The following is a 25,166-nucleotide window of genomic DNA, read 5'->3' as shown; positions in this document are numbered from 1 at the left end:
GAGGAATACCTATGAGTATCGGAAAGATCGTACAGGTTATCGGCGCGGTGGTCGACATCGAGTTCCCCCGCGAAGAAATGCCGAAAGTTTACGACGCACTTGTCCTTGAAAAGGACGAAAACAATAAGCTTGCTGAAGAAGGTTTGACCTTTGAAGTTCAGCAGCAGCTGGGTGACGGCATCGTTAGAACCATTGCTATGGGTTCTTCCGAAGGTCTCCAGCGCGGTATGGCTGTTAAAGCTCTCGGTCACGGAATTACAGTTCCGGTCGGCCCGAAGACTCTCGGCCGTATCATGGACGTTCTCGGACGTCCGATCGATGAAGCAGGTCCGATCGGCGAAGAAAAGCGTATGCCGATCCACAGAGCTGCTCCTAAGTTTGACGAACTGAGCCCGTCCGTCGACCTTCTTGAAACAGGCATTAAGGTTATTGACCTTGTCTGCCCGTTCGCCAAAGGCGGTAAGATTGGTCTGTTCGGCGGTGCCGGTGTTGGTAAGACCGTCAACATGATGGAACTTATTAACAACATCGCTAAGGCTTACGGCGGCTACTCTGTTTTCGCCGGTGTCGGTGAACGTACCCGTGAAGGTAATGACTTCTACCATGAAATGGGCGAATCTAAGGTTCTCGACAAAGTGGCCATGGTCTTCGGTCAGATGAACGAACCTCCCGGAAACCGTCTCCGCGTGGCTCTTACCGGTCTGACAATGGCTGAAGCCTTCCGTGATGAAGGCAGAGATATTCTTCTCTTCATCGACAATATTTATCGTTATACACTGGCCGGTACTGAAGTATCCGCCCTGCTCGGCCGTATGCCGTCAGCCGTAGGCTATCAGCCGACACTGGCTGAAGAAATGGGTAAGCTTCAGGAACGTATTGCTTCTACAAAGGTTGGTTCTATTACCTCCATTCAGGCTGTTTACGTTCCTGCTGACGACTTGACTGACCCCTCTCCGGCTACAACATTCGGTCACTTGGACGCTACAGTTGTTCTGTCTCGTGATATCGCAGCTCTGGGTATTTATCCGGCTGTCGACCCGCTTGACTCTACTTCTCGTCAGATCGACCCGAACATCATCGGTGAAGAACATTACAGCGTAACTCGCCGTGTTCAGGCCACTCTGCAGCGCTATAAAGAACTCCGCGATATTATTGCGATTCTTGGTATGGACGAACTTTCTCCTGAAGATAAGCTCGCCGTTACAAGAGCTCGTAAGATCCAGAGATTCCTTTCTCAGCCCTTCCATGTTGCTGAAGTGTTTACCGGTTCCCCCGGTAAGTATGTTCCGCTGAAGGAAACCATCCGCGGCTTCAAGATGATTGTTGACGGCGAATGCGATCAGCTTCCGGAACAGGCCTTCTACATGGTCGGCACAATTGATGAAGCTTTTGAAAAGGCTAAGACCATCAAGTAATCTGAGGTGAGAGCTCGTCTCTCACCAGCCAACCTGGAGAATTAAATGGAAAAAACCTTAAAAGTCGACGTTGTAAACGCTGAAGAAAGTCTTTTTAGCGGCGACGCCGAGTTTGTAGCTCTGCCCGGTATCGAAGGCGAGCTCGGTATTCTGCCAGGCCATACCCCTCTCATTACGCTGATTCGTCCGGGTCTTGTTCGTATTCATACGAACGGGAACCAGGAAGAGGAAATCTTCGTAGCGGGCGGGGTCTTAGAAATTCAGCCCTACCATGTAATCGTGCTGGCTGATGTGGCTATCAGAAGTAAAGACCTTGATGAAGCCAAGGCGAAAGAAGCTATGGAAAGAGCGAAGGCTGCTGCTAAGACAAGCGCAAGCGAAATCGAGCTTGCTAAGGTTGAAGCGGAAATCAGTATGCTCGCCGAACAGCTTCGTATCCTGCAGAAGCTCAAGAGATAAATCTAAGTCTTTTTTAAACTCCGGTATTTACTAGGTATCTACCGGAGTTTTTTTTATCCAGTAATTGACTAAAATATACCGATTGACCTTTACCAGGAGATACCCGTGATTCTTGTTTCAACTGACGGTTCCGAAATTTCGGAAAAAGCCATTACCACCGCTGCAAAACTTGCAAAAAACCTCAACACCTGCGTTCTTGGTATGACAGTTGTCAAAGCGAAGGGCTCTGAAGTCGCTGACCGCACTCTCGAGGATGTCAAAGATGCATGCCAGAGAGTCGGCGTTCCTTGTGAGGTTGCTGAAGTCGTCGGCAACTCTGTTCCGGATGCCATTCTTAAAACGGCACAGGAACGTGATGTTCGCTTCATCGTTATGGCAAGCCGCGGTTTGGGCACGCTCGGTTCTTTGTTTATCGGAAGCTCTACCCAGCAGGTTTTAGCTAAAGCTGATCGTCCTGTACTGGTAGTTCGTTAATAAATTGAACTGCACGAAAAAATATTTCGATGCAGTTCTGCCCCATTGTCTTAATCACTGATTCATTTTCTGTTTCTACAATGTAGGAAGTTCAGCAAATTAATCAGGACAGGGATTCTATGCCTTTAAAGAATGATATTTTTCTCCGTTCTCTTTTAAAAGAGAAGGTTCCTTACACTCCCATTTGGCTGATGCGTCAGGCGGGCCGTTATCTGCCGGAATACCGCGCAACAAGAGCTAAAGCCGGAAGTTTTATGGATTTGGCAATGAATCCGCATTATGCATGTGAAGTGACGCTCCAGCCGGTGGATCGTTATCCTTTGGATGCGGCGATTCTTTTCTCCGATATTCTGACGATTCCTGACGCAATGGGGCTTGGCCTTTCGTTTTTGCCAGGTGAAGGACCGAAGTTTGCGAAACCCGTTCAGGATGAGGCTGCGGTAAAAGAACTCTTTGTTCCTGATCCCGCCGATAAACTGAAGTACGTTACCGACGCGGTAGTAGAAATCAAGAGAGCGCTGAACGACCGTATTCCTCTGATTGGCTTTTCGGGAAGCCCGTTTACGCTTGCCTGCTACATGATTGAAGGCGGAAGTTCATCGAACTTTAGAAAGGTTAAGGAAATGCTGTATAGGCGCCCTGACCTCTTAAAACAGATTCTGGACGTCAACACCACAGCCGTGACCTCTTATCTGAATGCACAGATTGAGGCCGGTGCAAACGCCGTGATGATTTTTGATACATGGGGCGGCGCTCTTGCTCACAGTGATTATCTTGAGTATTCGCTGAAGTGCATTTCTCAGGTCGTCTCCGGCTTAATTAAGGAACGAGACGGAAAGAGAATCCCTTCAATCGTCTTTACGAAAGGATCTGCTCCTTGGCTTACGGATATTGCCGCTTGCGGCGCCGATGCAATGGGTGTTGACTGGACGGTTAGTTTGGGAGATGTACGCCGTCAGATCGGTGACAGCGTCTGTCTGCAGGGAAATATGGACCCGTCTATTCTTTTTGCAGGACCGGATGAAGTCAGAACTCAGGCGAGAAAAGTCATTGAAGATTTCGGTATGGTTGGTCAGGGTGGCCATGTTTTCAATTTGGGGCACGGCATTGATAAAGATACGGATCCTGATACAGTCGCTGCGCTGGTGGATGAAGTGCATGAATACAGCCGCAGATTCCATGATTAAGTGAAAAATGGAATCAAATTGTATTTGAGCTGAAAAACCGGCTGTTAATGAAGTAAAGTAATTCGATCGGTCTCTGAGTTAACTTGGAGGCCGTTCTTTTTAAATTTGTACGGAATATCTCAGCGCTATGGCCCAGTCAATTGTTAAAGTCATTGTTGATGCTCCTTTAAGGGGCCAGCTCGACTATAAGAATGTGCCGGAGCTGGGCTTGCACGTCGGAGAGCGCTGTATTGTCCCGCTTGGAAGAAGAAATGTCATAGGCATCGTTGCCGGATTCTCCGACAGTTCCGAATGGCCGGTCAATAAACTGAGAAAGGTTGCCGGAAGACCGGACGAAATTGCGCCGCTTTCCGAAAACTGGATGAGACTGACCGCCTTTGCCGCTCGTTATTATCTCAGCAGGCACGGGATGGTGGCGGTCCCTGCACTTCCAAAATTTTTCCGCAGGATTCCCGGTCCGAACTATGCGAATTCTCTTTCCAAATTAAGAGACCGAAAATTTAAATCTAACGACGCTCCGGAAGACATCCCCCTGCTCAACAAAGAGCAGGAGGCTATTGTGGATGACTTTTCTCAAAGCAAAGGATTTTCACCGGCTCTTCTTTTCGGTGTTACCGGAAGCGGCAAGACAGAGGTTTATCTAAGGCTTATTGAGAATACATTTAAAGCCGATCCAAAGGCTCAGATCCTGCTGATGGTTCCGGAGATTAATCTGACGCCTCAATTGGTTTCCCGGATAGGCAATCGATTTAAAGATCGGGTTGTCGCTACGTGGAATTCATCCATGGCCGAAGGTCAGAAAGCTTCATCTTGGCTGGCCTGTCATGAAGAGCGGGCAAGTATTTTGGTCGGTACACGTCTGTCCGTATTTGCCAGCCTTCCGAATTTAAAGCTGATCATAGTCGACGAAGAGCATGATGCTTCCTATAAATCCCATGAAGGGGTTCGTTATAACGCGAGGGACCTAGCGCTTAAAAGAGCTCAGATTGAAGGCATTCCTGTGCTTTTGGGTTCTGCAACGCCGTCTCTGGAGTCCTATCGAAACGCTTTGGAAGGAAGATTCCGGCTTTACAAGATGAAGAAGCGGGCAGTCGAATCAGCTGAGCTTCCCCGTATTACGCTTATTGATACTTCTTTGGACCGTCCGCAGAACGGGATATGCTCAGAGACAGCGGAGAAAATTACAGATACCCTGGAAAAGGGGCGCCAATCGATTGTTTTCTTAAATCGTCGAGGCTTTGCGCCGGTCGTGGAGTGTAAAAGCTGCGGTTGGCACTCGACTTGTCCCCACTGCTCGGCCTATGCGGTCTTCCATAAAACAACGGGAAGACTTACCTGTCATTACTGCGGATGGAGTATGAAGCTGCCCACGAGCTGTCCAAAGTGCGGCTCCTATGAGCTTCAGCCCGTCGGAAGAGGAACTCAGAGGGCGGAAGAAGAGCTGGAAGTAAAATGGCCCGAGGCTAAAATCATGAGACTTGATCAGGATTCGGCCCGACGCAGAGGAAGCGCGAGTCGGATGCTTGAAGCAGTTCACAGCGGAGAAGTTGATATTCTGGTCGGAACTCAGATTGTGGCGAAAGGACACGACTTCAAGAAGGTGTCTTTGGTCGTTGTGCTGAACACTGATCCGCAGCTTCTGTCCTTTGACTACCGCGCTCGAGAGAGACTGTTTTCCGTGCTCATGCAGGTTGCCGGACGTGCCGGAAGGAGCGGAGAGCAGGGCGAAGTACTGATTCAAACGAAATATCCGAAGGACAGCTTGTTTCGATATCTGAAGGACAACGATTTCGAAGGATTTGCTCAAGAGGAATTAAAAGCACGTAAAACAGCTTCCATGACGCCGTACTCTGCTCAGGCGCTCATGATTTCCGAAGGAAAGGACATTAGAGAAGTCTTGGACTTCCTATCTCAGGTAAAGAAAATCGGTCTTTCTGTCCAAACGAGAAGTGTTCGGTTCTATGATCCGGTTCCGCAGACGGTTCAGAAGGTAATGGATATTGAACGGGCTCAGCTGCTGATAGAGGCAGACAACAAAATGGAACTGCAGCGGTTTTTAGCGGTATTCACATCAGAAATAGAAAACCGGCAGTTCAAGAATGTTTGGCATATCGACGTTGACCCTTTGAGTTTTTAATATGGAACGTAAAGATTTTGAAATTATGGCCCCGGTCGGGTCACGTGAGTCATTAGCGGCGGCATTTCAGGCGGGCGCCGATTCAGTTTATTTTGGCATCGGAGCGCTCAATATGCGTTCTAAGTCCGCAAATGAATTCACGATAAACGATTTGAAGGAAATCGCAGAGCTTTGTAAAAGTCACGGAGTCAAAAGCTATTTGACGGTGAATACCGTTATCTATGATGAAGATATTTCTCTGATGAGAGAGATCATTGATGCGGCGGCTGAATCCGGGATATCTGCGGTGATTGCGTCTGACGCCGCGGTGATGATGTATTGCCGCGAAAGAGGAATGGAAGTGCATCTTTCCACGCAGCTGAATATCTCCAACAAAGAGGCATTAAAGTTCTATGCGCAGTTTGCCGACGTTGTGGTTCTTGCAAGAGAACTTAATCTGAGGCAGGTTAAGAAAATATACGAGGCCATACAGAGTGAACAAATTCGAGGTCCTAACGGAGATTTGGTCCGAATTGAAATGTTCTGCCACGGAGCTCTTTGTATGGCGATCAGCGGCAAGTGCTACCTCAGTCTCAATACCCGCGGCAGAAGCGCTAACAGAGGCGCCTGTATGCAGACCTGCCGACGCGCTTACATCGTTAAAGATAAGGAGCGGGATGTCGAACTGGAAATCGATAATGAATACATCATGTCTCCGAAGGATCTGAAGACAATTGGTTTTATCGATTTGATGATGAAGGCCGGTGTTCGTGTTTTCAAGATTGAAGGGCGCGCTCGAGGTGCCGAGTACGTAAAAACCGTGGTTGAAGCCTACGATCAGGCGATTAGACAGGTTTTGGCAGGAAACTGGAACGAAGAGATCAGCAAGTCTTGGGACGATAAATTATCAACAGTTTATAACCGCGGATTCTGGAATGGCTATTACCTCGGACAGACAATGGGGGAGTGGAGCAATCGCTACGGCTCACAGGCTACCGAAAGAAAGATCTATGCGGGCAAAGGCTGTAAATATTTTGCTAAGGCGGGTGTCGCCGAATTTTTAATTCAGGCTGCAGAAATTAGAGCAGGAGATCGTATCCTCATTACCGGGCCGACAACGGGAGCGGTTTATTCTGAATTGAAAAATCCCTGTGTGGACGGCAAACCGGTGACGCAGGTTTGTAAGGGGCAGCATGTAACGTTCCGACTTTCAGAAAAAATTAGAGAGAACGATAAACTGTATATTATTCAAAAGGTTGATCCCTTAGAGGAATAGAAGTAAGTGCTTACTTTTATTTAACTGCAGCGGAGTACAGCAGTGCGGCGCCGAATGCTCCGAAAATAACGCCGCACACTCCGTCGATCCACCTTCCGGCTGATCGATAAATTTGTTTCGGCTTTGGCATTCCGAGCAAAAGGGCGACAAACGAGAACCACAGGAATGTTTCTAAAACGGCAAGAATACCGATCACGGCAGAGTAGCCGCCGGACATGTCCGGGGTGATGAAAGGAGCGAAAACGACGCTGAAATAGACGATCGCTTTGGCGTTTGCAAGATTGGTGCAGAGACCCGTGATAAAAGCTTTTGCGGCTGAGGATTGGACTTCGCTTTCGACGTTCTCGGCTGCCTGAGAGCGGCTAAGCGCGTGTCGGAGGATATTGAATGACATCCAAAGTAGGTACATGCCGCCCAACCCCATAACAATTTTGTGGAGCCAAATGAATGTGTCGAACAGCCACTGAAGTCCGAGCAAAGCCAAAGTAACCCAAAAGGCAACACCCAGAGAAATTCCGAGAACACAGCAAAAAGCTTCCTTCCTGGATCGGCTTGCAGCGGTCTGCATCACAATAAAAACATCAGGGCCGGGAGATGCCAGCGCAATAAGATGGACACCGGCAATGGTAAGTAAAGCAGGAAGCATTTCTGCGCTCTTTTACGGATCGAGATTTGAATCATTATATAAATGAGCCCGGCTGAAATCCTTGTTTTTTGCTTAAAACAAAGGAAACACGGGAAGAGGCGCCCGAAAGCTGAAGAGTGATCAAGAGAAAATGGCGCACCCGGCGGGGTTCGAACCCACTACCCCTGCCTTCGGAGGGCAGTACTCTATCCAGATGAGCTACGGGTGCTAAGATGTTCAATTCTACAAAACAGTCATCGGTTAAATCAAATCAATCGCTCATATTCGGTGAAAAAAAGCTTCCGGGGATGGAGGCCTCTATAAGCTTGATACACTTTTGCGATTGAGAGCAATAACATGAAAAATCCTACATCTATTAATTTCAGAAATAAATCACGTTTATTGGAAATCGTCTTTGGTGAAGAACCCTTTGAGCTTCCTTACGAATTCCTGAGAGTATTCTCTCCGTCGGCAGAAGTTCAGGGGCATACCCCTGAGGAGAAAAAACTTCAGGTCGGCAAACGGGATGTGACGATTACCGACGTCCAGCCTGTCGGAGAATATGCGCTGAAGATTACGTTTTCAGACGGCCATGACAGCGGCCTATACAGCTGGGACTGGCTCTATGAAATCGGAGTCCGCAAGGATCAGCTTTGGGAGGATTACCTCAGTGAGCTGACACAGGCCGGCGCATCAAGAGATCCAGACGATCCGGCAAACCTTCCTTTTATTGAAAAAAAGAAACCAAGCTGCCCAAATCATTAATCATGACTGACAAAGAGCAAAAACACCTAACAGACTTCGGATTTAAGAAAGTTCCGGAGGAAGAAAAAGCAGAACATGTGAAGGAGGTCTTTAATGAAGTCGCTCCCCGCTATGACTTGATGAATGACATTCTTTCTTTTGGGCTGCATAGGATGTGGAAACATGCTGCGATTCACAAAGCGGACATCAAGGAAAGTATGAAGGTACTTGATATCGCAGGCGGAACCGGCGATATTTCACTGCTGATCGAGAAAAAGATCGGTCCGTCAGGCGAAGTCTGGCTTACCGACATCAATTTAGAGATGCTCAAGATTGGTGAACGCAGACTGCGCGAGGCCGGGCATGTTCCGTATGTCGCGGAGTGTGACGCTGAGGCGCTCCCGTGCCCGAGCAACTACTTTGATGTCGTGATTGTGTCTTACGGCCTGAGAAATATGACGCACAAAGACAGGGCGCTTGCCGAAATGCTGCGTGTATGTAAACCGGGCGGAAAAGTTATAGTTCTTGAGTTTTCCAAACCTGCGGCATGGATGAAACCATTCTATGATTTTTATTCTTTCCATGTGATGCCCTTTTTGGCCTCAAAAATCGCCGGAAACGCTGAAAACTATCGTTACTTAGCGGAGTCCATCCGAATGCACCCCGATCAGCAAACTCTTGCTAAAATCATGAGTTCCGTGGGGTTTTCAAAGGTTGAGTGGGAAAATTTCACCTTTGGAATTACAGCCCTTCACATTGGATATAAAAATTGAAAATAGAGGAAAGTATGAAGAAATTTTTTGCCGCTCTTTTGATCGGCCTCTCTCTTGTCGCTTTCACGGTAGACGCATCCGCGGCTCGCCTTGGAGGCGGCTCCAGTTTTGGCCGTTCAATGAGCATCCCCAAGGCGGCTCCCTCCTCCCCGTTCTCTTCAAAAGCCCCTGCCGCCGCGGCGCGTAAGCCCGGAGCAGCTGCGGCTGCCGGTACTGCCGCAGCGAAGACTGCTGGTATGAGCATGGGTAAACGTCTTTTAATCGGCGCTGCCGCTGCACTCGGCTTTATGGCGCTTGCCAATATGCTTGGTTTAGGCGAAGGCTTTGCACAGTTCCTGATGATTTTGACGCTTGCTATGCTTGCGCTGCTCGCCTTTAGAATGTTCACGGCCCGAAAGACTACGGCGGCATCCAGTACGCAGCAGCGCACAAGCTCGGTTCCGTTCCCGCAGGAAAACAAGGCTCCCGAACCCATGATGAAATCATCCGAACCGCTCTCTTCTTCTTTTAGCGCTCGTCCGGGTTCCGCGATGGATGAATTCTCTGAGAATCCTTCCGAGAGTTCCGCCTCCAGCTTTGAGGTTCCTGCTGAATTCAATAAGGAAGAATTCCTGAATATGTCCTCTGCCTATTTCAAGATGCTTCAGAAGGCTTGGGACTGCGGAGATATGGACGATCTCGCCAACTACTGCACGGATGATCTGTTCATTGAACTGACGCATCAGCGTCGCGAAATTAAAGGCGCGAACCTGACTGAAATCGTCAGCCTTCACACGGATCTTGCCGGTTTTGAAACGACTCCGACCGAGTACGTTGCCTCTGTCCGCTTCACCGGAGATTTGAGAGAGAACGGTGAACCGACTAAGATCAACGAGATTTGGAATTTGGTTAAATCCAAGGAAGGCAAGTCAGGCTGGCTGCTTGCAGGCATTCAGCAGGCTTAATTTTTAGGTTCCTTCGGAAAGGGGCAAAAAGCCCCTTTTTTCTTTTCTTGCAAGTAATTTTTTTCTAAAATTAAACATTGGCTCGGAGAGTCGAAAGGCCGACCGTTCTTTTTCATTTTTTGATACGAGGATAATCCGGCAATGAAACTGACCCTGTTTGTTGGTTTGTATTTGCTCTGCACCGTCGCGATTGGTCTTTTTGCGGCCACACGGGTCCGAAGCACCACTGACTACGCTTTGGCCGGTCGATCGCTTCCGCTGGTAATGGTTATTACAGCGACTTTTGCGACGTGGTTTGGCAGTGAGACGGTTCTTGGTCTTCCCGGACAGTTTATTCAAAATGGATTGTCTGGAGTTGTAGAGGAGCCTTTTGGTTCCAGTATGGCTCTGATTCTGGTGGGAATGTTTTTTGCCAGAAAGCTTTATCGCATGAGTCTTCTTACCGTCGGCGACTTCTATCGAAGAAGGTACGGCGTGTCAGTAGAACTCTGCTGTTCAATTTTCGTCGTTCTCTCATATTTAGGTTGGGTTGCAGCTCAAGTAGCAGCCTTGGGCCTTGTCATTCATTTGCTGACCGAAGGTTATGTCTCTGTCAGCAATGCCATGATTGTCGGAACGATTGTCGTTTTGATCTATACCGTTTTCGGCGGTATGTGGTCTGTTGCGCTCACGGATTTTTTCCAGATGATCATCATCGTTATCGGTTTGGTGATTGTCGCCTGCTTTGCGGGATCTATGGCGGGTGGTCCGATGAAAGTTGCGGAATATGCGAGCGAACATCAGCTGTTTCGATTCTTCCCGGAAAATACGTTTAAGGATTGGATGTTTTGGACTTCTGCGGCGATCACTATGATGATCGGCTCTATTCCTCAGCAGGACGTATTCCAGCGCGTCATGTCGGCAAAATCTGAGAAGATAGCCTGTTTCGGTCCTATTCTCGGCGGCTCTTTTTATCTGTTGTTTGCCTCGGTCCCGATGTTTATCGTTATTGCCGCAACCCTTGCGGTTCCGGATTTGGCAGCAAAGCTGATGGCAAGCGATCCGCAGGAGATCCTGCCGAGCTTTATTAAGGAATACATGCCGCTTTGGCTGCGCATTCTTTTCTTTGGTGCTGTCCTCTCGGCTGTGATGTCAACCGCTTCAGCTACCATGCTTGCTCCGACAACAACATTTGTTGAGAACGTTCTGAGAAACATCATGCCGCTCAGCGACCAGCGCGAATTGAAGGCGATGAGAATTTCACTGATCGTGTTTGCAATTGGCGTTTTGATCTATGCGCTCAGTATGGAAGGCACTCCGATTTATGAATTGGCGGCTATGGCTTATCAATTTCCGGTGATTGGCGCTTTCTGGCCGCTGACGCTAGGACTGTATTGGAAGCGTTCCACAACGATCGGGTGCTGGTGCTCAATCTTCATCGGGACCATTGTCTGGGGTGTGCTTTCATTTACTGCGTTAGGGGAGGAATTCCCGGCGCTTCTGGGCGGATTCCTCGCCGCCGGTTTTGGACAGGTACTCGGTTCTTTGCTGCCGCTTCGGGCAAATCGCGAATGCGTTCGCTCCTGGCAGAAAAACAAAGACAAGTATTTATATGATTCTGCAAGCTAATTTGTTGAGAAAATGAACATAGTTATTTTGGCTGCCGGACTCGGCAAACGCATGTATTCTTCACTTCCCAAAGTTCTGCAGCCGGTCGGCGGCAAGCCGATGCTGGATCATGTCCTTGCGGCTGCAAAACAAGTCTCCCCGGAAGGAAAAATTATTGTTGTGGTTGGGCACGGAGCCGAATCCGTGATGTCGCATCTGGATGGTGAGCCGGTATCCTTTGCGCTTCAGGCAGAACAAAAAGGCACAGGACACGCTGTCCTGCAGGCCGAGAGATACCTTGATCCTTCTTCTCCGACTTTGGTCTTATACGGAGATGTGCCCCTGATTACTGCCGATACGCTGAAAAAGCTCGTTCAGGCTGCTGAAGGCGGGTTTGGTCTTTTGACGATCGATTTAGATGATCCGACCGGCTACGGAAGAATTATTCGTGAAAACGGAGAGATAAAACGTATCGTAGAAGAGAAAGACGCAGACAGCGAGCAGAAGAAGGTCAGGGAGGTAAATACCGGATTTATGCTGGTGCCGACGCCGGATCTTACGCGCTGGCTTAAAAACCTTCGCTGCGACAATAATCAGCAGGAATACTATCTGACAGATCTGGTTGGGATGGCTGCCAGTGAAGGCCGCACTGTACATGCCTTTAAAGCAACGGACCCTTGGGAAGTTGAAGGTGCCAACAACAAACTTCAGTTAGAAGCCTTGGAACGCGCTTATCAGGCCAGACAGGCAGTGGCACTGATGAAGCAGGGCGTGCTTCTCGCAGATAAAAACCGACTGGATATTCGCGGAAATTTGAAGTGCGGCCGCGATGTTTTCATCGATGTCGGATGCGTTTTTGAAGGTGACGTTGTAATAGAAGACAATGTGAAGATCGGCCCGTACTGTGTGATTAAGTCTTCTGTGATCGGAAGCGGAACAACCGTTGAAGCGTACAGTCATTTTGACGGAGCTACAGTCGGAAAGAACGCGAAGATCGGTCCCTTTGCGCGATTGAGACCGCTTGCAGAACTGTCGGACGATGTGCACATTGGCAACTTTGTAGAAATTAAGAAAAGCTCGATCGGTGCCGCAAGCAAAGTCAATCATCTCTCGTATATCGGCGATACGGCTATGGGTTCCGGAGTCAACATCGGAGCAGGAACGATTACATGCAACTATGACGGCGTGAATAAATTCAGGACGGTCATTGAAGACGACTGCTTTATCGGCAGTGATACTCAGCTTGTCGCGCCTGTTAAAGTGGGCAAAGGCGCTACAGTTGGGGCTGGTACGACAGTGACAAAGAACGTGTCGGAAAATGTTTTAGTTATCAGCCGCGTGCGGCAGACAGAAATTCAGGGCTGGCAGAGGCCTGTCAAGAAAAAAATTTAATGGAGTTTAGAAATGTGCGGAATTGTCGCTGGCTGCAGCTATAGAAATATTGTTCCGATTCTGACAGAAGGTCTCAGAAGGCTTGAGTATCGTGGTTATGACTCATGCGGCGTTGCCGTAGTCGATGAGAATCGGCTTAAAAGAGCGCGCACGGTTTCAAGAGTTCAGGATCTGATCGAACAGACAGAAAAGAATGGAATTAAGGGACTTTCCGGAATTGCTCACACTCGGTGGGCTACCCACGGCGCGCCCGAGATCTGCAATACACATCCGCACTTCTCGCATGATCAGATTGCGGTGGTTCATAACGGCATCATTGAGAACTATGAGCCGCTCCGAGAAGAACTCAAAGCGAAGGGCTACGTATTCGTAAGTGAAACCGATACTGAGGTTATCGTTCATTTGGTCCATAGTTATTACGAAGGGGATCTTCTTGAGGCGGTAAAGAAGACGGTTCTTCGTCTGAAGGGTGCGTACGGCATTGCGGTTTCCTGCAAAGATGAGCCGGATCGTGTCATTGGCGCCAAGATGAGCGCGCCTCTCGTGGTAGCGCTTGGAGATAAAGAAAACTTTATCGCTTCAGATCCGCTTGCTCTGGCCGGTGTCACTGATTGTTATATCTATCTCGAAGACGGTGACGTTGCCGATATTCGTCCGACTTCAGCACAGATCTGGAACCGCTTAGGAGACGAATTTGTCGAGATCCAAAGGCCTGTTTCTGTTGTTCAGGGCTTTACTTCAGGTATTGCCTTAGGCCCTTATACGCACTACATGCAGAAGGAAATCTTCGAGCAGCCGCAGGCGCTTTCCGATACCCTAGAAGGCGTCCAATTCGTTACCAGCGCCATTTTCGGACATGAGGCAAAAGAGATTTTCCAGCAGATTAAACGCGTTCTGATTATTGCCTGCGGCACAAGTTATTACGCGGGTCTGGTGGCTAAATATTGGCTTGAGGCCCTTGCCAAGGTTCCCTGTGATGTTGAAATTGCCAGCGAATATCGCTATAGAGAGTCAGTCCCCGATAAGGACACTCTGGTGCTGACGATTTCTCAGTCGGGAGAGACCGCGGATACCTTAGCGGCTCTTGAACATGCCAAATCTCTGGGCATGGACAAGACGATGACCATCTGCAACGTTGCAACAAGCGCTATGGTGAAGCAGACTCGACTGCATTACATCACACGAGCGGGTGTGGAGATCGGTGTGGCTTCAACAAAGGCGTTTACAACACAGCTTGCGTCGCTCTTTTTAATGACGCTGGCGATTGCAAAAGAAAAAGGCAGACTGAGCGCTGAGGCGGAGGAAAAACTAATGGCTGATATGCGTCATCTGCCTCAGGCCATGCATGTCGTCCTCGAGAAAGAAAACGAAATTAAAGAATGGGCTTCTTTCTTTGCGTCTAAAAATAATGCGCTTTTCTTAGGCCGCGGAGTCCACTATCCGATCGCGCTTGAAGGAGCGCTGAAGCTTAAGGAAATCAGCTATCTGCACGCTGAAGGATATCCGGCCGGAGAGCTCAAGCACGGACCGCTGGCACTGGTTGACGCAGAAATGCCGGTAGTGACGGTTGCGCCAAATGACGAACTGCTGGAAAAGCTGAAAAGCAATATGCAGGAAGTTCGTGCAAGAAAGGGAGAGCTTTTTGTATTCTGTGACCAAGGTACAAACATAAAAAGCGCGCCCGGTATTCACGTGATTAAGATGCCCGAGAACTATGGTCATCTTTCTCCGATTCTTCATGTGCTCCCTCTGCAGCTGCTGGCGTATCACACAGCGGTTGCCAAGGGGACCGATGTAGATAAGCCGAGAAATCTGGCAAAGAGCGTGACAACTGAGTAAGTAAACTAAAGGGGCCCTGAGGCCCCTTTGTTTATGATCCTGCGATAAACGTTCGCACGCCCGAGCCGATAAATTGGACGCCGATACAGATTAGCAGGAACCCCATGAGTTTAGTCAGCACCTGAGTTCCGCTCGGTCCGAGACGCTCGGAGATGTAATCGGCGCATCGAAGCACGATCCAAGTCACAAATGCGGTCAGGATAATGGCGACTCCGGTCATAAAGAAGGCGCCCGCCATATCGATTACCTGCGGAAGTTCCGCGATTTCTGAGGCGATACCGATAACCACAGCGATCGTACCGGGACCGCTGATACCGGGCATCGCAAGCGGAAAGAACGAGTAGTCGTCCTTGTCTCTGCGCACAACCGGCGCTCCTTGTTGGTCACGAGCTCCGAACAGCATTTGATATCCGATCAGACCGACGACGAAACCGCCGGAGATACGCAGCGCTCCATATGAGATTCCGAAGAAGACAAGGAGCAGGTTGCCGGCGGCAAGGCTGACAAGCATAATGGCGGCAGCGTAATAACAGGCCCAATTGGCTTGTTTTTTTCTGACATCCACCGACATTCCCTGTGTCAGGCTGATGAAAAGGGGAATCTTAGAGAGCGGATTTGTGATAACAATAAGACTGACAAATCCTCCGAACAGGTATTGGAGGTACAAAGATTCAACCATGACAACTTTGGGCTCAGAAAAATAATGCTGAATGATAAGACGACTTGGAAGGAAAAACTCAACTTCTAGGTAGAAGCTCAGGGGGAGAATTTAACGACAAAAACGGTGTCTGCCTAAGGCCGTCTTCTGTTAGGCGGCGAGAATCTGTTTTTTGAAATAAGTCGCTGAATAACAGCTGAGAGATTTCAATTTATTTACGGCTTGAGCCGCAATCATTTAAAAGGCTGCGGATATAAGAAGCGGTGATGTGGCTGCAGAGTCGGACCTCGTGCTCAATCATCGCGTCATTCGGAATGAAGTGCGGATCACAGAGACGATGGTGGTACAGGTCGGACTTCAGCATCTCGATGTAATGCAGAGAGATCTCTTTGAGGTCGTTAAAGTCCAGCGGAAGTTTGTTTTCAAGGACCTTCGCAAAACAGAGATAACTGAGCTGAGCGCCTTCTGTGTAGTACCAGCGTCCGATTTCCGGTTCCCTTGCAGTCACGGAAAAAATTAGTCGGCTCGTACCGATCGCTTTGTCCGAAAGAATGGAACGCAGATAGATATTGCCGAAGACTTCGAGTTCCTCTTCCCAGCCGCGTTTCTCATCATAGAAATCTTCGTAGGCATAGTAGACCTCGTCCACCAGATGTTTTAGGCAGGCTAAAAACAGGCCGCGCTTGCTGCCGTAGAGCGAATAGATCGTGGAGCGCGAACCGCCCGCTGAGAGAATGATTTTCTCCAGCGAAGCCCGCTCGTATCCATGCTCTAAAAACACATTAATTGCCGTGTCCAGGAGTGTCTTTTGACGATCTCTGCCGCGCTGTGTTTTTGCTTCTTTTGTAATCGGTTTCAAGTAGCAGCCTTTTTTCTTCCGTGCGCGGCTGATCTCTGACAAGCCAAAAGCACGTTTTGAGTAACATTCATTGATTATCCCATAATTGTACTGTACCATACGGTACAGATTTTTTTAGGGAAAACTATATGAAGCGTCGGAGCTTTATTCTTTCGGTGTCATCGGCCGTCCTTTTAGGCTGCGGATCAATCGTTTCCGCACAGACGGGCAAAGAAGTCAGTCTGATAGTTCCGTTTCCTCCGGGAGGTGGCGGAGACAATTTAGCGCGTGCTTCGCTGGATCTGTTTGCTGAAAAATACGGTGAGCCGATCTGGGTGCTCAATCGTCCCGGTGCGGGCGGCAATATTGGAACAGCAGCAGCTGCGGCCGCTAAGCCGGACGGTAAAACACTTGCTTATGTCACAAACGGGATCATGTGTGTCAATAAGAAGCTTTATAAAAATGTTCCATTTGATCCGATGACAGATTTAATTCCTGTCGGTCAGCTCTCCAAAATCGGTTTGATCATGGTGCTGAATCCGAAAACCATAGAGGGTGTGACGGATTTACCGAGTTTGATCAAATACGCCAAAGAGCATCCTGAGGCGGTGAACTTCGCCTCTTCGGGCGTAGGCACCACAAGTCACTTGGCAGGCGAGTATCTGGCGAAACGGGCCGGCATCAAGCTTACTCACATCCCGCATTCCGGCGGCGCTGCCGCGCTTGTAGAGGTCATGGCGGGACGAATTCCGTTCATGATTGATGTGAGTTCGAATGTCCTTCCTCACGTGAAGAGCGGCGCGTTGAAGGCGCTTGCCGTAACAACGCCCGAAAGACTGTCGGCGGCACCGGAAATTCCGACGATGAAAGAAGCAGGACTGGACAACTACGAGCTGTACGCTTGGGACGGTTTTGCACTTCCGAAGGGAGCGGATAAGGAGACCGTGAAAGGTTTTTCAGACGCTTTTCACGCACTTGCTAAAGACGATCAGGCACGCAGAAGACTTCAGAATCTAGGTGTGGAGCCGGTTTTCTCGGACAGTGAAACATTCAGTCGCTTTATTCATGAAGAACAGCCGAAATGGGATGCGCTCGTTTCTCAAATTCCGTCGGCCAGGAACTAAAATTTGTTGTCATTAATTTAATTATTCTCTAGGAACAAAAAATGCAGCCACAGCTTGATACTTCTTCTCTTCCCCGCGTCCCCGAGTGGAAAAAAGCGGGAGATTTTGAGGATATCCGGTACGAAAAATCCGAAGAAGGCATTGCGAAAATTACCATCAACCGTCCGCAGGTGAGAAACGCTTTTCGTCCGCTGACCGTAAGGGAAATGGAACAGGCTTTGGCCGATGCCAGAGATGACGAAAATATCGGCGTCATTATTCTGACCGGAGAAGGCAAGGACGCTTTCTGCTCCGGCGGCGATCAGAAAGTTCGCGGAAACGGCGGCTATGTGGGCAGTGACGGCGTGCCTCGTCTGAATGTTCTTGATTTTCAGAGACAGATCCGTACTTGCCCGAAACCGGTCATCGCTATGGTAGCCGGCTGGTGCGTCGGCGGCGGCCACGTGCTTCACATGATGTGCGACCTTACTTTGGCAGCCGACAACGCCAGATTCGGACAGACCGGACCGAAGGTCGGTTCTTTTGACGGCGGCTGGGGTGCGTCTTATATGGCTCGAATCGTCGGTCAGAAGAAAGCCAGAGAAATTTGGTTCCTCTGCCGCTTCTATGATGCGACAGAAGCCCTTGAAATGGGTCTTGTCAATGCAGTGGTTCCGTATGAAAAGCTCGAGGCGGAAACGGTTCAATGGTGCCGTGAGATTCTTGCGAATTCTCCGATTGCCATTCGCTGTCTTAAAGCTGCGCTCAACGCGGACTGTGACGGCCAGGCCGGTCTTCAGGAACTTGCCGGAAACGCTACGCTTCTCTACTACATGACCGAAGAGGGTAAAGAAGGCAAAGAGGCTTTCTTAGAAAAACGCCGCCCGAACTTCAAGAAATTCCCCCGCTTACCTTAATCATCGAGCATTATGAGCAAAGAGGAAACGGATAAGGCTTTATCAATTTCAGCGGCAGCCTCTGAAAGAGCGGAGGCGCCCGCGGTGATTGATCACGGCAAAGTGATTTCCTACCGTGAGCTTCTTGAGCTGGTCAGACAGAAAGATAAGGAGCTTGATGACTCGGTTCCTTATCATCTGACGGCTTCCCCCTGTTTGGACACCATCGTATCGGTTTTTGCGCTTCTGGAAAGAAAGCAGCCGATTCTTCTTTTCCATCCGGGGCTGACGGACTACGAGAAGCGCGTACTTGCGGAAAGTGTTGCGCACATTGATCAGAAGCTGCCGGAAGATGCGGCGGTTATTTTGTTCACATCCGGAACGACAGGGCTTCCAAAGCCGGCCGTTCTCACGCGCAGAGCGCTGATAGCCAGCGCTGAAGCTTCTCGGGGCAACATCCCTTTGAATCACGATGACGTGTGGCTCCTATCTATTTCTCCGGCGCGTATCGGCGGTTTTTCGATTCTGACCCGTTCGCTGGCTGCCCGAAGCGCGATTGCGCTCGGACCGAAGTTCAAGGTTGAGGATTATCTGAGGACAATGGAGGAAGCAAAAATCACTTACTCGTCCATTGTTCCCACGATGCTGATGAAAGTGTTTGATGAGGCGCCGGATTGGCGCCCCAATCCCCGTCTGAAGGCGCTTCTTGTCGGGGGCGCGCCGACATCGGCAAAGCTTAAGGAAGAGGCTGAGAAGAAAGGCATTCCTCTCATCATGACGTATGGGATGACGGAGACAGCGAGTAATGTGGTGACGACACCCTTTTCCCTGCGTTTTCATAAAACAGAAGGAAGCGGAAGGATCAATCCCGGGGTTGAGCTTGAATCGCGGGACGGGCATATCTTTGTCCGCGGAGATATGCTGATGAGCGGCTATTGGGGCAGGAAGCCTTTGGAAAAGGGCGAATGGTTCGACAGCGGCGATATCGGAGAGGTCGGCGAAGACGGATTCGTACGGATTTTTGCAAGACGTACGGACATGATTATCAGCGGCGGCGAGAATGTCTATCCCGCAGAAGTTGAGGAGGCGCTGGAGAGGCTTCCGTCGGTCAAAAACGCTCTGGTTCTCGGAAAGCCAGATGAGACGTGGGGCTCAATTGTGACCGCACTTCTCGTGCCGAGAGACAAAGACCAAATTCCAAAAGTGGAAGATATCGTTAAGGCGCTTGAGCCTTATTTAGCGGCATACAAATCACCGCGCCGTATCGCCTGGGTGGAGGAACTTCCGAAAACGTCTGCGGGGAAACCTAATCGAAATCCCGCTTGCCTGGATGGACTTATGCTAACCGCACTTCATTACGCCGGAAAACACTGAGGAGGCTCTTAGAGCCCCCTTTGTCCCGTCTTATTTGTCGGCGAGTTTGATCGGCACAAAAATTCGTCTGCCGGATCGATCAATAAGGATGGCAAGGCTGTCCTTAGCCCCTTTGACAGCAGAGGCGAAGTCCTCCCGACTCTTTATTGTTCTTCCGCCTGCTTTTAAGATGATATCGCCTTTGCGTATACCGGCAGCGGCGGCAATACCGGCTGACGAAACAACGGCGATGCCGTTTTCAACGCGCTTTTTCTCTTTAGGATCCAGAGGGCGGGTTTCCAAGTCCAGAATTCCGATACTGAAATTTTCAGGGCGCTTGAGATTGCGGATTCCTTCGGGAGTCAGCTCCCCGATAACAATGGTGAAATCCTGAAGCTTTCCGTCTCTTATGACTTTAAGCCGGGCTTTGGTTCCGGGCTTAGTGCCTGCGACTGCCTGAGATAATTCATTCAGTTCCGAGATCGGTGTGCCGTTGAATTCAACGATAATATCGCCTTCCTTGAGTTTTGCCTTGTCTGCCGGACCGTCTTTTTCTAGCTGAGCGATCAGCGCGCCTTTGGTCTCCTTAATACCGAAACTTTTAGCAAGTTCCGGCGTCATCTGCTGCATCAGTATGCCGATTCTTCCGCGCGAAACTTTCCCGTACTTCTGCAGATTATTTTTAATCTGAACGGCAAGATTAATCGGGATTGCGAAGGAGAGTCCCATAAAGCCGCCCGAAGTCGAAAAAATCTGAGAATTGATTCCGATGACTTCACCCTTCATGTTAAAAAGCGGTCCGCCGGAGTTGCCCGGGTTTACCGCAACATCGGTCTGAATGAAGGGTACAAATTGTTCATCCGGCAGGCTGCGGCTTTTTGCCGAGACGATTCCGGCCGTGACGGTGTTGTCCAGACCAAAGGGCGCGCCGATGGCGGCCACCCATTCTCCGACCTTGACGTTGTCGGAGTTGCCGAGACGAACTGCCGGGAAGTCCTTTCCTTCGATCTTAATCAGTGCGATATCGGTTTTAGGGTCCGTTCCGACGACCTTAGCTTTGAACTCACGTTTATCGGTGAGACTGACTGTCACGTCATCTGCGTTTTCAACGACATGATTATTTGTGAGGATGTATCCGTCCGGGCTAATGATGAAACCTGACCCTTGTCCACGTCTTCCCGGCGTAAAGCCTCCGTTATCTCCGAAAGGAAAGGGGAAGCCGAAGTGGCGGAAAAAATCGAGTTGATCCTTTGGGATCATGCTTTCGGCACGTTTCTTTCTTTTTTCAACGACGGCGATACTAACAACCGCGTTTCCGTTGTCTTCAACGAGTTTAGAGAAGTCCGGGAGGGAGGAAACGGCAGATGTCTGTGCATGGGCAGAGCTGACTGCGTTTAGAGAAGAGAGCTGAGCCGGCACAGTCATGACAAGTACTGCGGCAGCCGCCGCGGCAGCAAATTTGTGAAACGTCATTATTATTGGACTCCGTTATCGATAATCGCTTTACCTAATGCACATCATTGTAGGAAGGAATTTAGGCTGCTTCATTAAAAAAGCGGAATCAAAATTGTTTAATTTTCTTCCTGAGCGCCTGCTACCGGGAATGAAATTCGGAAGCATACGCCTTTGCCGTTTAGTCCGGCGTCAAGCGAAGGTGTGCCGCCGTGCAGTTCCGCGACGCGTCTTACGATTGCGAGTCCGAGTCCTGTGCCGGGAATTGTTTTTGTGCCTTCAGCCCGATAGAAGCGTTCAAAGATGCGTTCTCTTTCTGTTTCCGGAACGCCCGGCCCGTCGTCGCAAACCTCGATAAAAGCCTTGGAAGCACGGATATACGTCCTGATTTCGATGTGTCCGTCTGCCGGTGTGTAACGCATCGCATTGTCACAGAGGTTGTTCATGAGCAAACGCAGTGCGTCTTCGTTGGCGATGGCTACAGCGGGTTTATCCGAGGCCGCTTTCAGTTCGATATTCTTCTGGGCGGCAAGCGGCGCGAGTTCATCGCAAACGGAATGGGCCAAGGCGGTCAGATCGAGCGGAAGCAAGGGCTGTGAGCGGTTGTCCGGGTCAAGGCGCGCCATTGTCAGCAGCTGAGTAACCAGACGCGTCGCGCGTTTGATTCCGTCCTTAAGACGGCCAAAGGCTTTTTGTCTGGCTTCTTCGGTTTTAGCTCTTTCCGCAAGCTGGATCTGAAGTGTCAGCGCGGTGAGCGGAGTCCGCAGTTCATGGGCGGCGTCCGAGGCAAATCGTTTCTGAGCTTTAAGGCTGTCGCTGAGCTGTTCCAGAAGGTTGTTCAGCGATGAAACAAGGGGTTCAATTTCCGCAGGCAGACCTTTTAGCGAAAGCGGGGTTAGGGATGACGGAGAACGCCGTCCGATTGCCGATGCGGTTCGGCTGAGCGCTCTGAATCCCTGCCCGATGATAATTTGGCATACCAAAGCGATGAGCACCAGCATAAAAAAGAGCGGCAGCAGTACGGATTTTGCCGACTGCAGCGCAATTTCGCTGCGCACAAATGTAGGCTGCGCTACCTCTATGATTGGTCCGTAAGAGTTCTGAGTTGTATAAAGTCGCCAGATTTCGCCGCCGATTTTGACATTGGAGAAGCCAATCTGATCTGCTATCGGCAGAGGATCCATACTTCTGGAAAGCGCCTTTGCTCCGGTGTTCGGATCGATAATCTGTACCACCATGCTCTCGTCCTGCGCAAAGAAATCTCTTCGAATACGCAGAATGTCCTGTGAGCGGACATTTTGATAGGCAAGGGCGACCTGTCGAAGAGAATTATCGAGCAGTCGGTTGATCTCGTTTTCAACAGAGAAATAGATAGCGGCAGCCGCACACAGGGTTGCCAGGGTCAGGGCAATTGTTATGGCCGCCAGCAGTCGAGTCTTAATGGAATACATTAGGTTTCGAGAACGTAGCCCACTCCACGGACGGTTTTAATGCTGTCCTCACTGAGTTTCTTTCTCAGATGATGGATGTGAACTTCAATAGCATTAGAGCCGATTAGGGAATCATAGTTATAGAGTTTTTCTTCGAGCTGAGAGCGGGAGAGAACAATGCCCTGTCTTTCGGCGAGCGCAAACAGCAGTGCGTATTCCTTACTGGAAAGTATGACGGAATTGCCGTTAAAGACGACTTCCCGAGTCGAGGGATTAATAGTGAGGCGGCCTCTGCGTATGATCGGATCGCTTCTTCCGGCTGAGCGTCTCAGAAGCGCTCGAATTCTTGCGCTGAGTTCGTCAAGGTCATACGGTTTGACCAAATAATCATCGGCGCCGGCGTCCAATCCTTCGATTCTGTCGTTGACCGTATCACGAGCGGTGGTTACAAGTACAGGGATATGATTTTTTCGTCTGCGAAGCTCTTTAAGTACGGCCAAACCGTCTTTGCCAGGCAGCCCCAGATCAAGAATTACGATCGAAAAAGGAGTTGTATCCAGAGCGATAACGGCTGAGTTGCCGTCTTTTACCCAATCTACCGCGTAACCTTCCGACTTAAGTCCGTCAGAAACGGCTTCGCCGATCATTTCATCATCTTCTACTAATAAAATTCTCACGTTTACCTCCTCGCCGAAATCCTGATAAAGGATACGGAATGCCAAGCCTATTTCCCAAAAAAGCCACGATTCTGAAAAATCCTTGTCTAATTGGACTTTAATAGCAATGATACGTGCAGAACGTTCCTTGTTGGGGAAAAGAATGAGCGAATATGAAATTGTAACTGATGAGAGCGGGGTTAGACGCGCTCCGGTTCCGCCCAGTTTAATTACTGTTACACGTGTGGTTTATGCGCTTCATGCGCTGTCGATTTTAATCGGAGTATTTACCGGAGCATCAATAGCGACGGCCTTTGTATTCGGCTGGCCGTCGATTATTGCCGTTATTATCAATTATGTGGAACGATCTGACGTCAGGGGCACCTATCTGGACAGTCATTTCTCCTGGCAGATCAGGACATTCTGGTATGCGCTTCTGTGGATTATTCTCGTCTGGCTTCTCGGCCTGCTGCTTGCTATTTTCCTGATCGGTTTCGCCATTTGGATTGTCGGTTTTGTCATTTTAGGAATTTGGGTCTGCTATCGCATTATTCGCGGATGGATGCGTCTGTCCGATGGTCTGCCGATGCCAATGTAACGTAAGCAGGCGACTCAGCTATAAGCCTCTCTTATAATCTCTCTCAGACGGATTCTTTGAGGGCATGGTGGCGCTTTTTCTTCAGACTTTCCTGGTTTCGCTGCCTCTTTTCCTGACAATAGGGGCCGGTTGGCTCTGTGCGAAAGTGAAACTGTTGGGAAGCGAGGTTGGCGCAGCTCTGGCAAAATTTTCGTTTACGGTAACGATTCCGTGCATGCTTTTTCAATCTATGCGCAGAATCGGGGAACTTCCGCCGCCGGACTGGAAGATCGGGATCGCGTTTTTTGGCGCATGTTTTATTGTCTGCATAGCGGCTTGGACTATCGGTCGAAAGTCTTTTGCCATGGCGGGCGATGAAAGCACTGTATTTTCCATGGGCGCCATTTTCTCGAACAATGTTCAGCTTGGTGTACCGCTTGCAATATCGCTGCTTGGAGAAGACTGTATTCCGGCGATTTCTCTTCTGATTTCGATCAATGTTTTTGTACTTTGGCTTGTTGCGACGATTGCTGTTGAGGTTTGCCGAAGCTGCTCTCCGTCGTATTTAAGAACGTGTGCGGAAGGCTTGTACAGAACGGTTAAGAATCCGGTGATTGCAGCGATCTTAGCCGGTCTTTGTTTTTCGTATTTCCATATATCGCTTCCGACGGCTGCTGAGTCGGTGCTTACAGGACTTGCCGCAGCGGCGACGCCGGTAGCGCTTTTTTCTGTGGGCATCGGATTGGCGCAGTATCGAATCGCTTCGCATCTGAGCGTTACCGCAGCAGAAACATTTTTTAAGCTCGCTGTGATGCCTCTGACGGTGTACCTATTGTGCCGGGGGCTCGAGCTTGGCCGAATAGAAACTCAGGCTGCATGTCTTTTCGGCTGTCTGCCGGTTGGCGTCAATGTGTACATTATGAGCCGCGAGTTTAATGTGGTAAAAGAATCAACAGCGAATGCTCTGCTTGCGAGCACTGCGCTGTCGTCTTTAACAATGCCGGTATTTATGGCCTCTTTCGGACTGCTTTAATTAGCAGAACAGAGGTCCCTGACTGAGGATGATGTATCCTGCAGCGGCCACACAGGGCCACGCAACCAGCGGAGAAAAAATAATATTAAGAATACGGCTGTTGGTTTTAAATCCCACACCGTGCACAAAGCACAAACTCATTCCGATCAGTAGGAGCACCAGCCATCCGTGGGGGACATCCGTCATATCGCTGGCGATAGCGCGCGGATAAAGGATAACGGATGCGGCCACCGCCAAAGCGATCAAAAAGGACAAGATACGCATTATGAATTCGACTGATTATCGTCGGAAAAATCCAGGCCCAGTGTTGCAAGGGCGCTAAGGACGATCATCAGAAGA

The 25,166-nt window shown here is 49.6% G+C and carries 24 protein-coding genes and 1 tRNA gene; 17 read left to right on the top strand and 8 right to left on the bottom strand.

Going from position 1 to position 25,166, the window contains the following annotated elements:
- Positions 1–11 precede the first annotated feature (11 nt).
- From atpD to AC6I1F_RS11855, 6 genes are all read left to right on the top strand, one after another.
- Entirely contained in the window at positions 12–1,415 is a 1,404-nt protein-coding gene (gene atpD, locus AC6I1F_RS11880) for a F0F1 ATP synthase subunit beta (protein WP_160335986.1), read from the top strand.
- A gap of 45 nt (positions 1,416–1,460) precedes the next feature.
- Positions 1,461–1,874, top strand: a complete 414-nt coding sequence (locus tag AC6I1F_RS11875) for a F0F1 ATP synthase subunit epsilon (protein WP_160335985.1) — start codon at positions 1,461–1,463, stop codon at positions 1,872–1,874.
- A 105-nt stretch (positions 1,875–1,979) separates the two neighbouring features.
- Complete coding sequence (locus tag AC6I1F_RS11870) at positions 1,980–2,348, top strand: universal stress protein (protein ID WP_251451437.1); 369 nt, start codon at positions 1,980–1,982, stop codon at positions 2,346–2,348.
- A gap of 119 nt (positions 2,349–2,467) precedes the next feature.
- Entirely contained in the window at positions 2,468–3,535 is a 1,068-nt protein-coding gene (gene hemE, locus AC6I1F_RS11865; RefSeq protein ID WP_251451435.1) for a uroporphyrinogen decarboxylase, read from the top strand.
- Between the two features lie 127 nt (positions 3,536–3,662).
- Positions 3,663–5,672, top strand: coding sequence for a replication restart helicase PriA (gene priA, locus AC6I1F_RS11860; protein WP_251451433.1), 2,010 nt, complete (start codon positions 3,663–3,665; stop codon positions 5,670–5,672).
- Position 5,673: 1 nt separating this feature from the next.
- A complete protein-coding gene (locus tag AC6I1F_RS11855; protein WP_251570225.1) occupies positions 5,674–6,927 on the top strand; it encodes a peptidase U32 family protein in 1,254 nt (417 codons plus the stop codon).
- Positions 6,928–6,943: 16 nt separating this feature from the next.
- On the opposite strand, the gene AC6I1F_RS11850 is transcribed toward AC6I1F_RS11855, so the two are convergent.
- On the bottom strand, positions 6,944–7,573 hold the full coding sequence (locus AC6I1F_RS11850) for a LysE family transporter (protein ID WP_290432536.1): 630 nt from the start codon (positions 7,571–7,573) through the stop codon (positions 6,944–6,946).
- Between the two features lie 131 nt (positions 7,574–7,704).
- Positions 7,705–7,781, bottom strand: a tRNA-Arg gene (locus AC6I1F_RS11845).
- 128 nt (positions 7,782–7,909) lie between these two features.
- On the opposite strand from AC6I1F_RS11845, the gene AC6I1F_RS11840 reads away from it, so the two are divergent.
- The 6 genes from AC6I1F_RS11840 to glmS all read left to right on the top strand — a co-directional run bounded on the left by AC6I1F_RS11840 (position 7,910) and on the right by glmS (position 14,831).
- Positions 7,910–8,317, top strand: coding sequence for a gamma-butyrobetaine hydroxylase family protein (locus AC6I1F_RS11840; RefSeq protein WP_251451427.1), 408 nt, complete (start codon positions 7,910–7,912; stop codon positions 8,315–8,317).
- Positions 8,318–8,319: 2 nt separating this feature from the next.
- Positions 8,320–9,069, top strand: coding sequence for a bifunctional demethylmenaquinone methyltransferase/2-methoxy-6-polyprenyl-1,4-benzoquinol methylase UbiE (ubiE, locus tag AC6I1F_RS11835; protein ID WP_290432535.1), 750 nt, complete (start codon positions 8,320–8,322; stop codon positions 9,067–9,069).
- Between the two features lie 14 nt (positions 9,070–9,083).
- Positions 9,084–10,013 carry a Tim44 domain-containing protein gene (locus AC6I1F_RS11830; RefSeq protein WP_251570224.1) on the top strand — a complete coding sequence of 310 codons (930 nt, stop codon included), beginning with the start codon at positions 9,084–9,086 and terminating at the stop codon, positions 10,011–10,013.
- A 141-nt stretch (positions 10,014–10,154) separates the two neighbouring features.
- Entirely contained in the window at positions 10,155–11,621 is a 1,467-nt protein-coding gene (locus AC6I1F_RS11825) for a high affinity choline transporter 1 (protein ID WP_289162793.1), read from the top strand.
- 12 nt (positions 11,622–11,633) lie between these two features.
- Entirely contained in the window at positions 11,634–12,992 is a 1,359-nt protein-coding gene (glmU, locus tag AC6I1F_RS11820) for a bifunctional UDP-N-acetylglucosamine diphosphorylase/glucosamine-1-phosphate N-acetyltransferase GlmU (RefSeq protein WP_289162795.1), read from the top strand.
- Between the two features lie 12 nt (positions 12,993–13,004).
- A complete protein-coding gene (gene glmS, locus AC6I1F_RS11815) occupies positions 13,005–14,831 on the top strand; it encodes a glutamine--fructose-6-phosphate transaminase (isomerizing) (RefSeq protein WP_290432534.1) in 1,827 nt (608 codons plus the stop codon).
- A gap of 31 nt (positions 14,832–14,862) precedes the next feature.
- On the opposite strand, the gene AC6I1F_RS11810 is transcribed toward glmS, so the two are convergent.
- Positions 14,863–15,510, bottom strand: a complete 648-nt coding sequence (locus AC6I1F_RS11810; RefSeq protein ID WP_160335974.1) for a MarC family NAAT transporter — start codon at positions 15,508–15,510, stop codon at positions 14,863–14,865.
- Positions 15,511–15,700: 190 nt separating this feature from the next.
- Entirely contained in the window at positions 15,701–16,348 is a 648-nt protein-coding gene (locus AC6I1F_RS11805) for a TetR/AcrR family transcriptional regulator (RefSeq protein ID WP_289162797.1), read from the bottom strand.
- A gap of 128 nt (positions 16,349–16,476) precedes the next feature.
- Here AC6I1F_RS11805 and AC6I1F_RS11800 point away from each other — a divergent pair, with 128 nt between their 5' ends.
- The 3 genes from AC6I1F_RS11800 to AC6I1F_RS11790 are packed head-to-tail and all read left to right on the top strand — an operon-like array spanning position 16,477 to position 19,700.
- Positions 16,477–17,451, top strand: coding sequence for a Bug family tripartite tricarboxylate transporter substrate binding protein (locus AC6I1F_RS11800; protein ID WP_289162799.1), 975 nt, complete (start codon positions 16,477–16,479; stop codon positions 17,449–17,451).
- Positions 17,452–17,492: 41 nt separating this feature from the next.
- Positions 17,493–18,347, top strand: coding sequence for a 1,4-dihydroxy-2-naphthoyl-CoA synthase (gene menB / locus AC6I1F_RS11795; protein WP_289162800.1), 855 nt, complete (start codon positions 17,493–17,495; stop codon positions 18,345–18,347).
- A gap of 12 nt (positions 18,348–18,359) precedes the next feature.
- The gene (locus AC6I1F_RS11790) at positions 18,360–19,700 is read left to right on the top strand and encodes a class I adenylate-forming enzyme family protein (protein ID WP_289185198.1); all 1,341 of its coding nucleotides are present in this window, start codon (positions 18,360–18,362) and stop codon (positions 19,698–19,700) included.
- Between the two features lie 30 nt (positions 19,701–19,730).
- Here the strand turns inward: AC6I1F_RS11790 and AC6I1F_RS11785 are convergent, their stop codons facing one another.
- From AC6I1F_RS11785 to AC6I1F_RS11775, 3 genes are all read right to left on the bottom strand, one after another.
- Entirely contained in the window at positions 19,731–21,152 is a 1,422-nt protein-coding gene (locus tag AC6I1F_RS11785; RefSeq protein WP_160336220.1) for a Do family serine endopeptidase, read from the bottom strand.
- 98 nt (positions 21,153–21,250) lie between these two features.
- Entirely contained in the window at positions 21,251–22,582 is a 1,332-nt protein-coding gene (locus AC6I1F_RS11780; RefSeq protein ID WP_160336219.1) for an ATP-binding protein, read from the bottom strand.
- Complete coding sequence (locus AC6I1F_RS11775; protein ID WP_289162807.1) at positions 22,582–23,238, bottom strand: response regulator; 657 nt, start codon at positions 23,236–23,238, stop codon at positions 22,582–22,584. Before AC6I1F_RS11775 ends, AC6I1F_RS11780 begins: the two co-directional genes overlap by 1 nt.
- A 142-nt stretch (positions 23,239–23,380) precedes the next feature.
- Here AC6I1F_RS11775 and AC6I1F_RS11770 point away from each other — a divergent pair, with 142 nt between their 5' ends.
- Together AC6I1F_RS11770 and AC6I1F_RS11765 are read left to right on the top strand one after the other, a co-directional pair.
- Positions 23,381–23,815 carry a DUF4870 family protein gene (locus tag AC6I1F_RS11770; RefSeq protein ID WP_160336217.1) on the top strand — a complete coding sequence of 145 codons (435 nt, stop codon included), beginning with the start codon at positions 23,381–23,383 and terminating at the stop codon, positions 23,813–23,815.
- Between the two features lie 64 nt (positions 23,816–23,879).
- Entirely contained in the window at positions 23,880–24,827 is a 948-nt protein-coding gene (locus tag AC6I1F_RS11765; protein WP_160336216.1) for an AEC family transporter, read from the top strand.
- Here the strand turns inward: AC6I1F_RS11765 and AC6I1F_RS11760 are convergent, their stop codons facing one another.
- Positions 24,828–25,091, bottom strand: a complete 264-nt coding sequence (locus AC6I1F_RS11760) for a cyd operon YbgE family protein (protein WP_160336215.1) — start codon at positions 25,089–25,091, stop codon at positions 24,828–24,830. It abuts the gene before it with no gap.
- Positions 25,092–25,166: the final 75 nt, after the last annotated feature.

It is taken from the genome of Parasutterella sp. St.1A3, assembly GCF_059728705.1.
The sequence above is the reverse complement of the archived record's forward strand: the minus strand, read 5'-3'. Positions and strand labels throughout refer to the sequence as shown.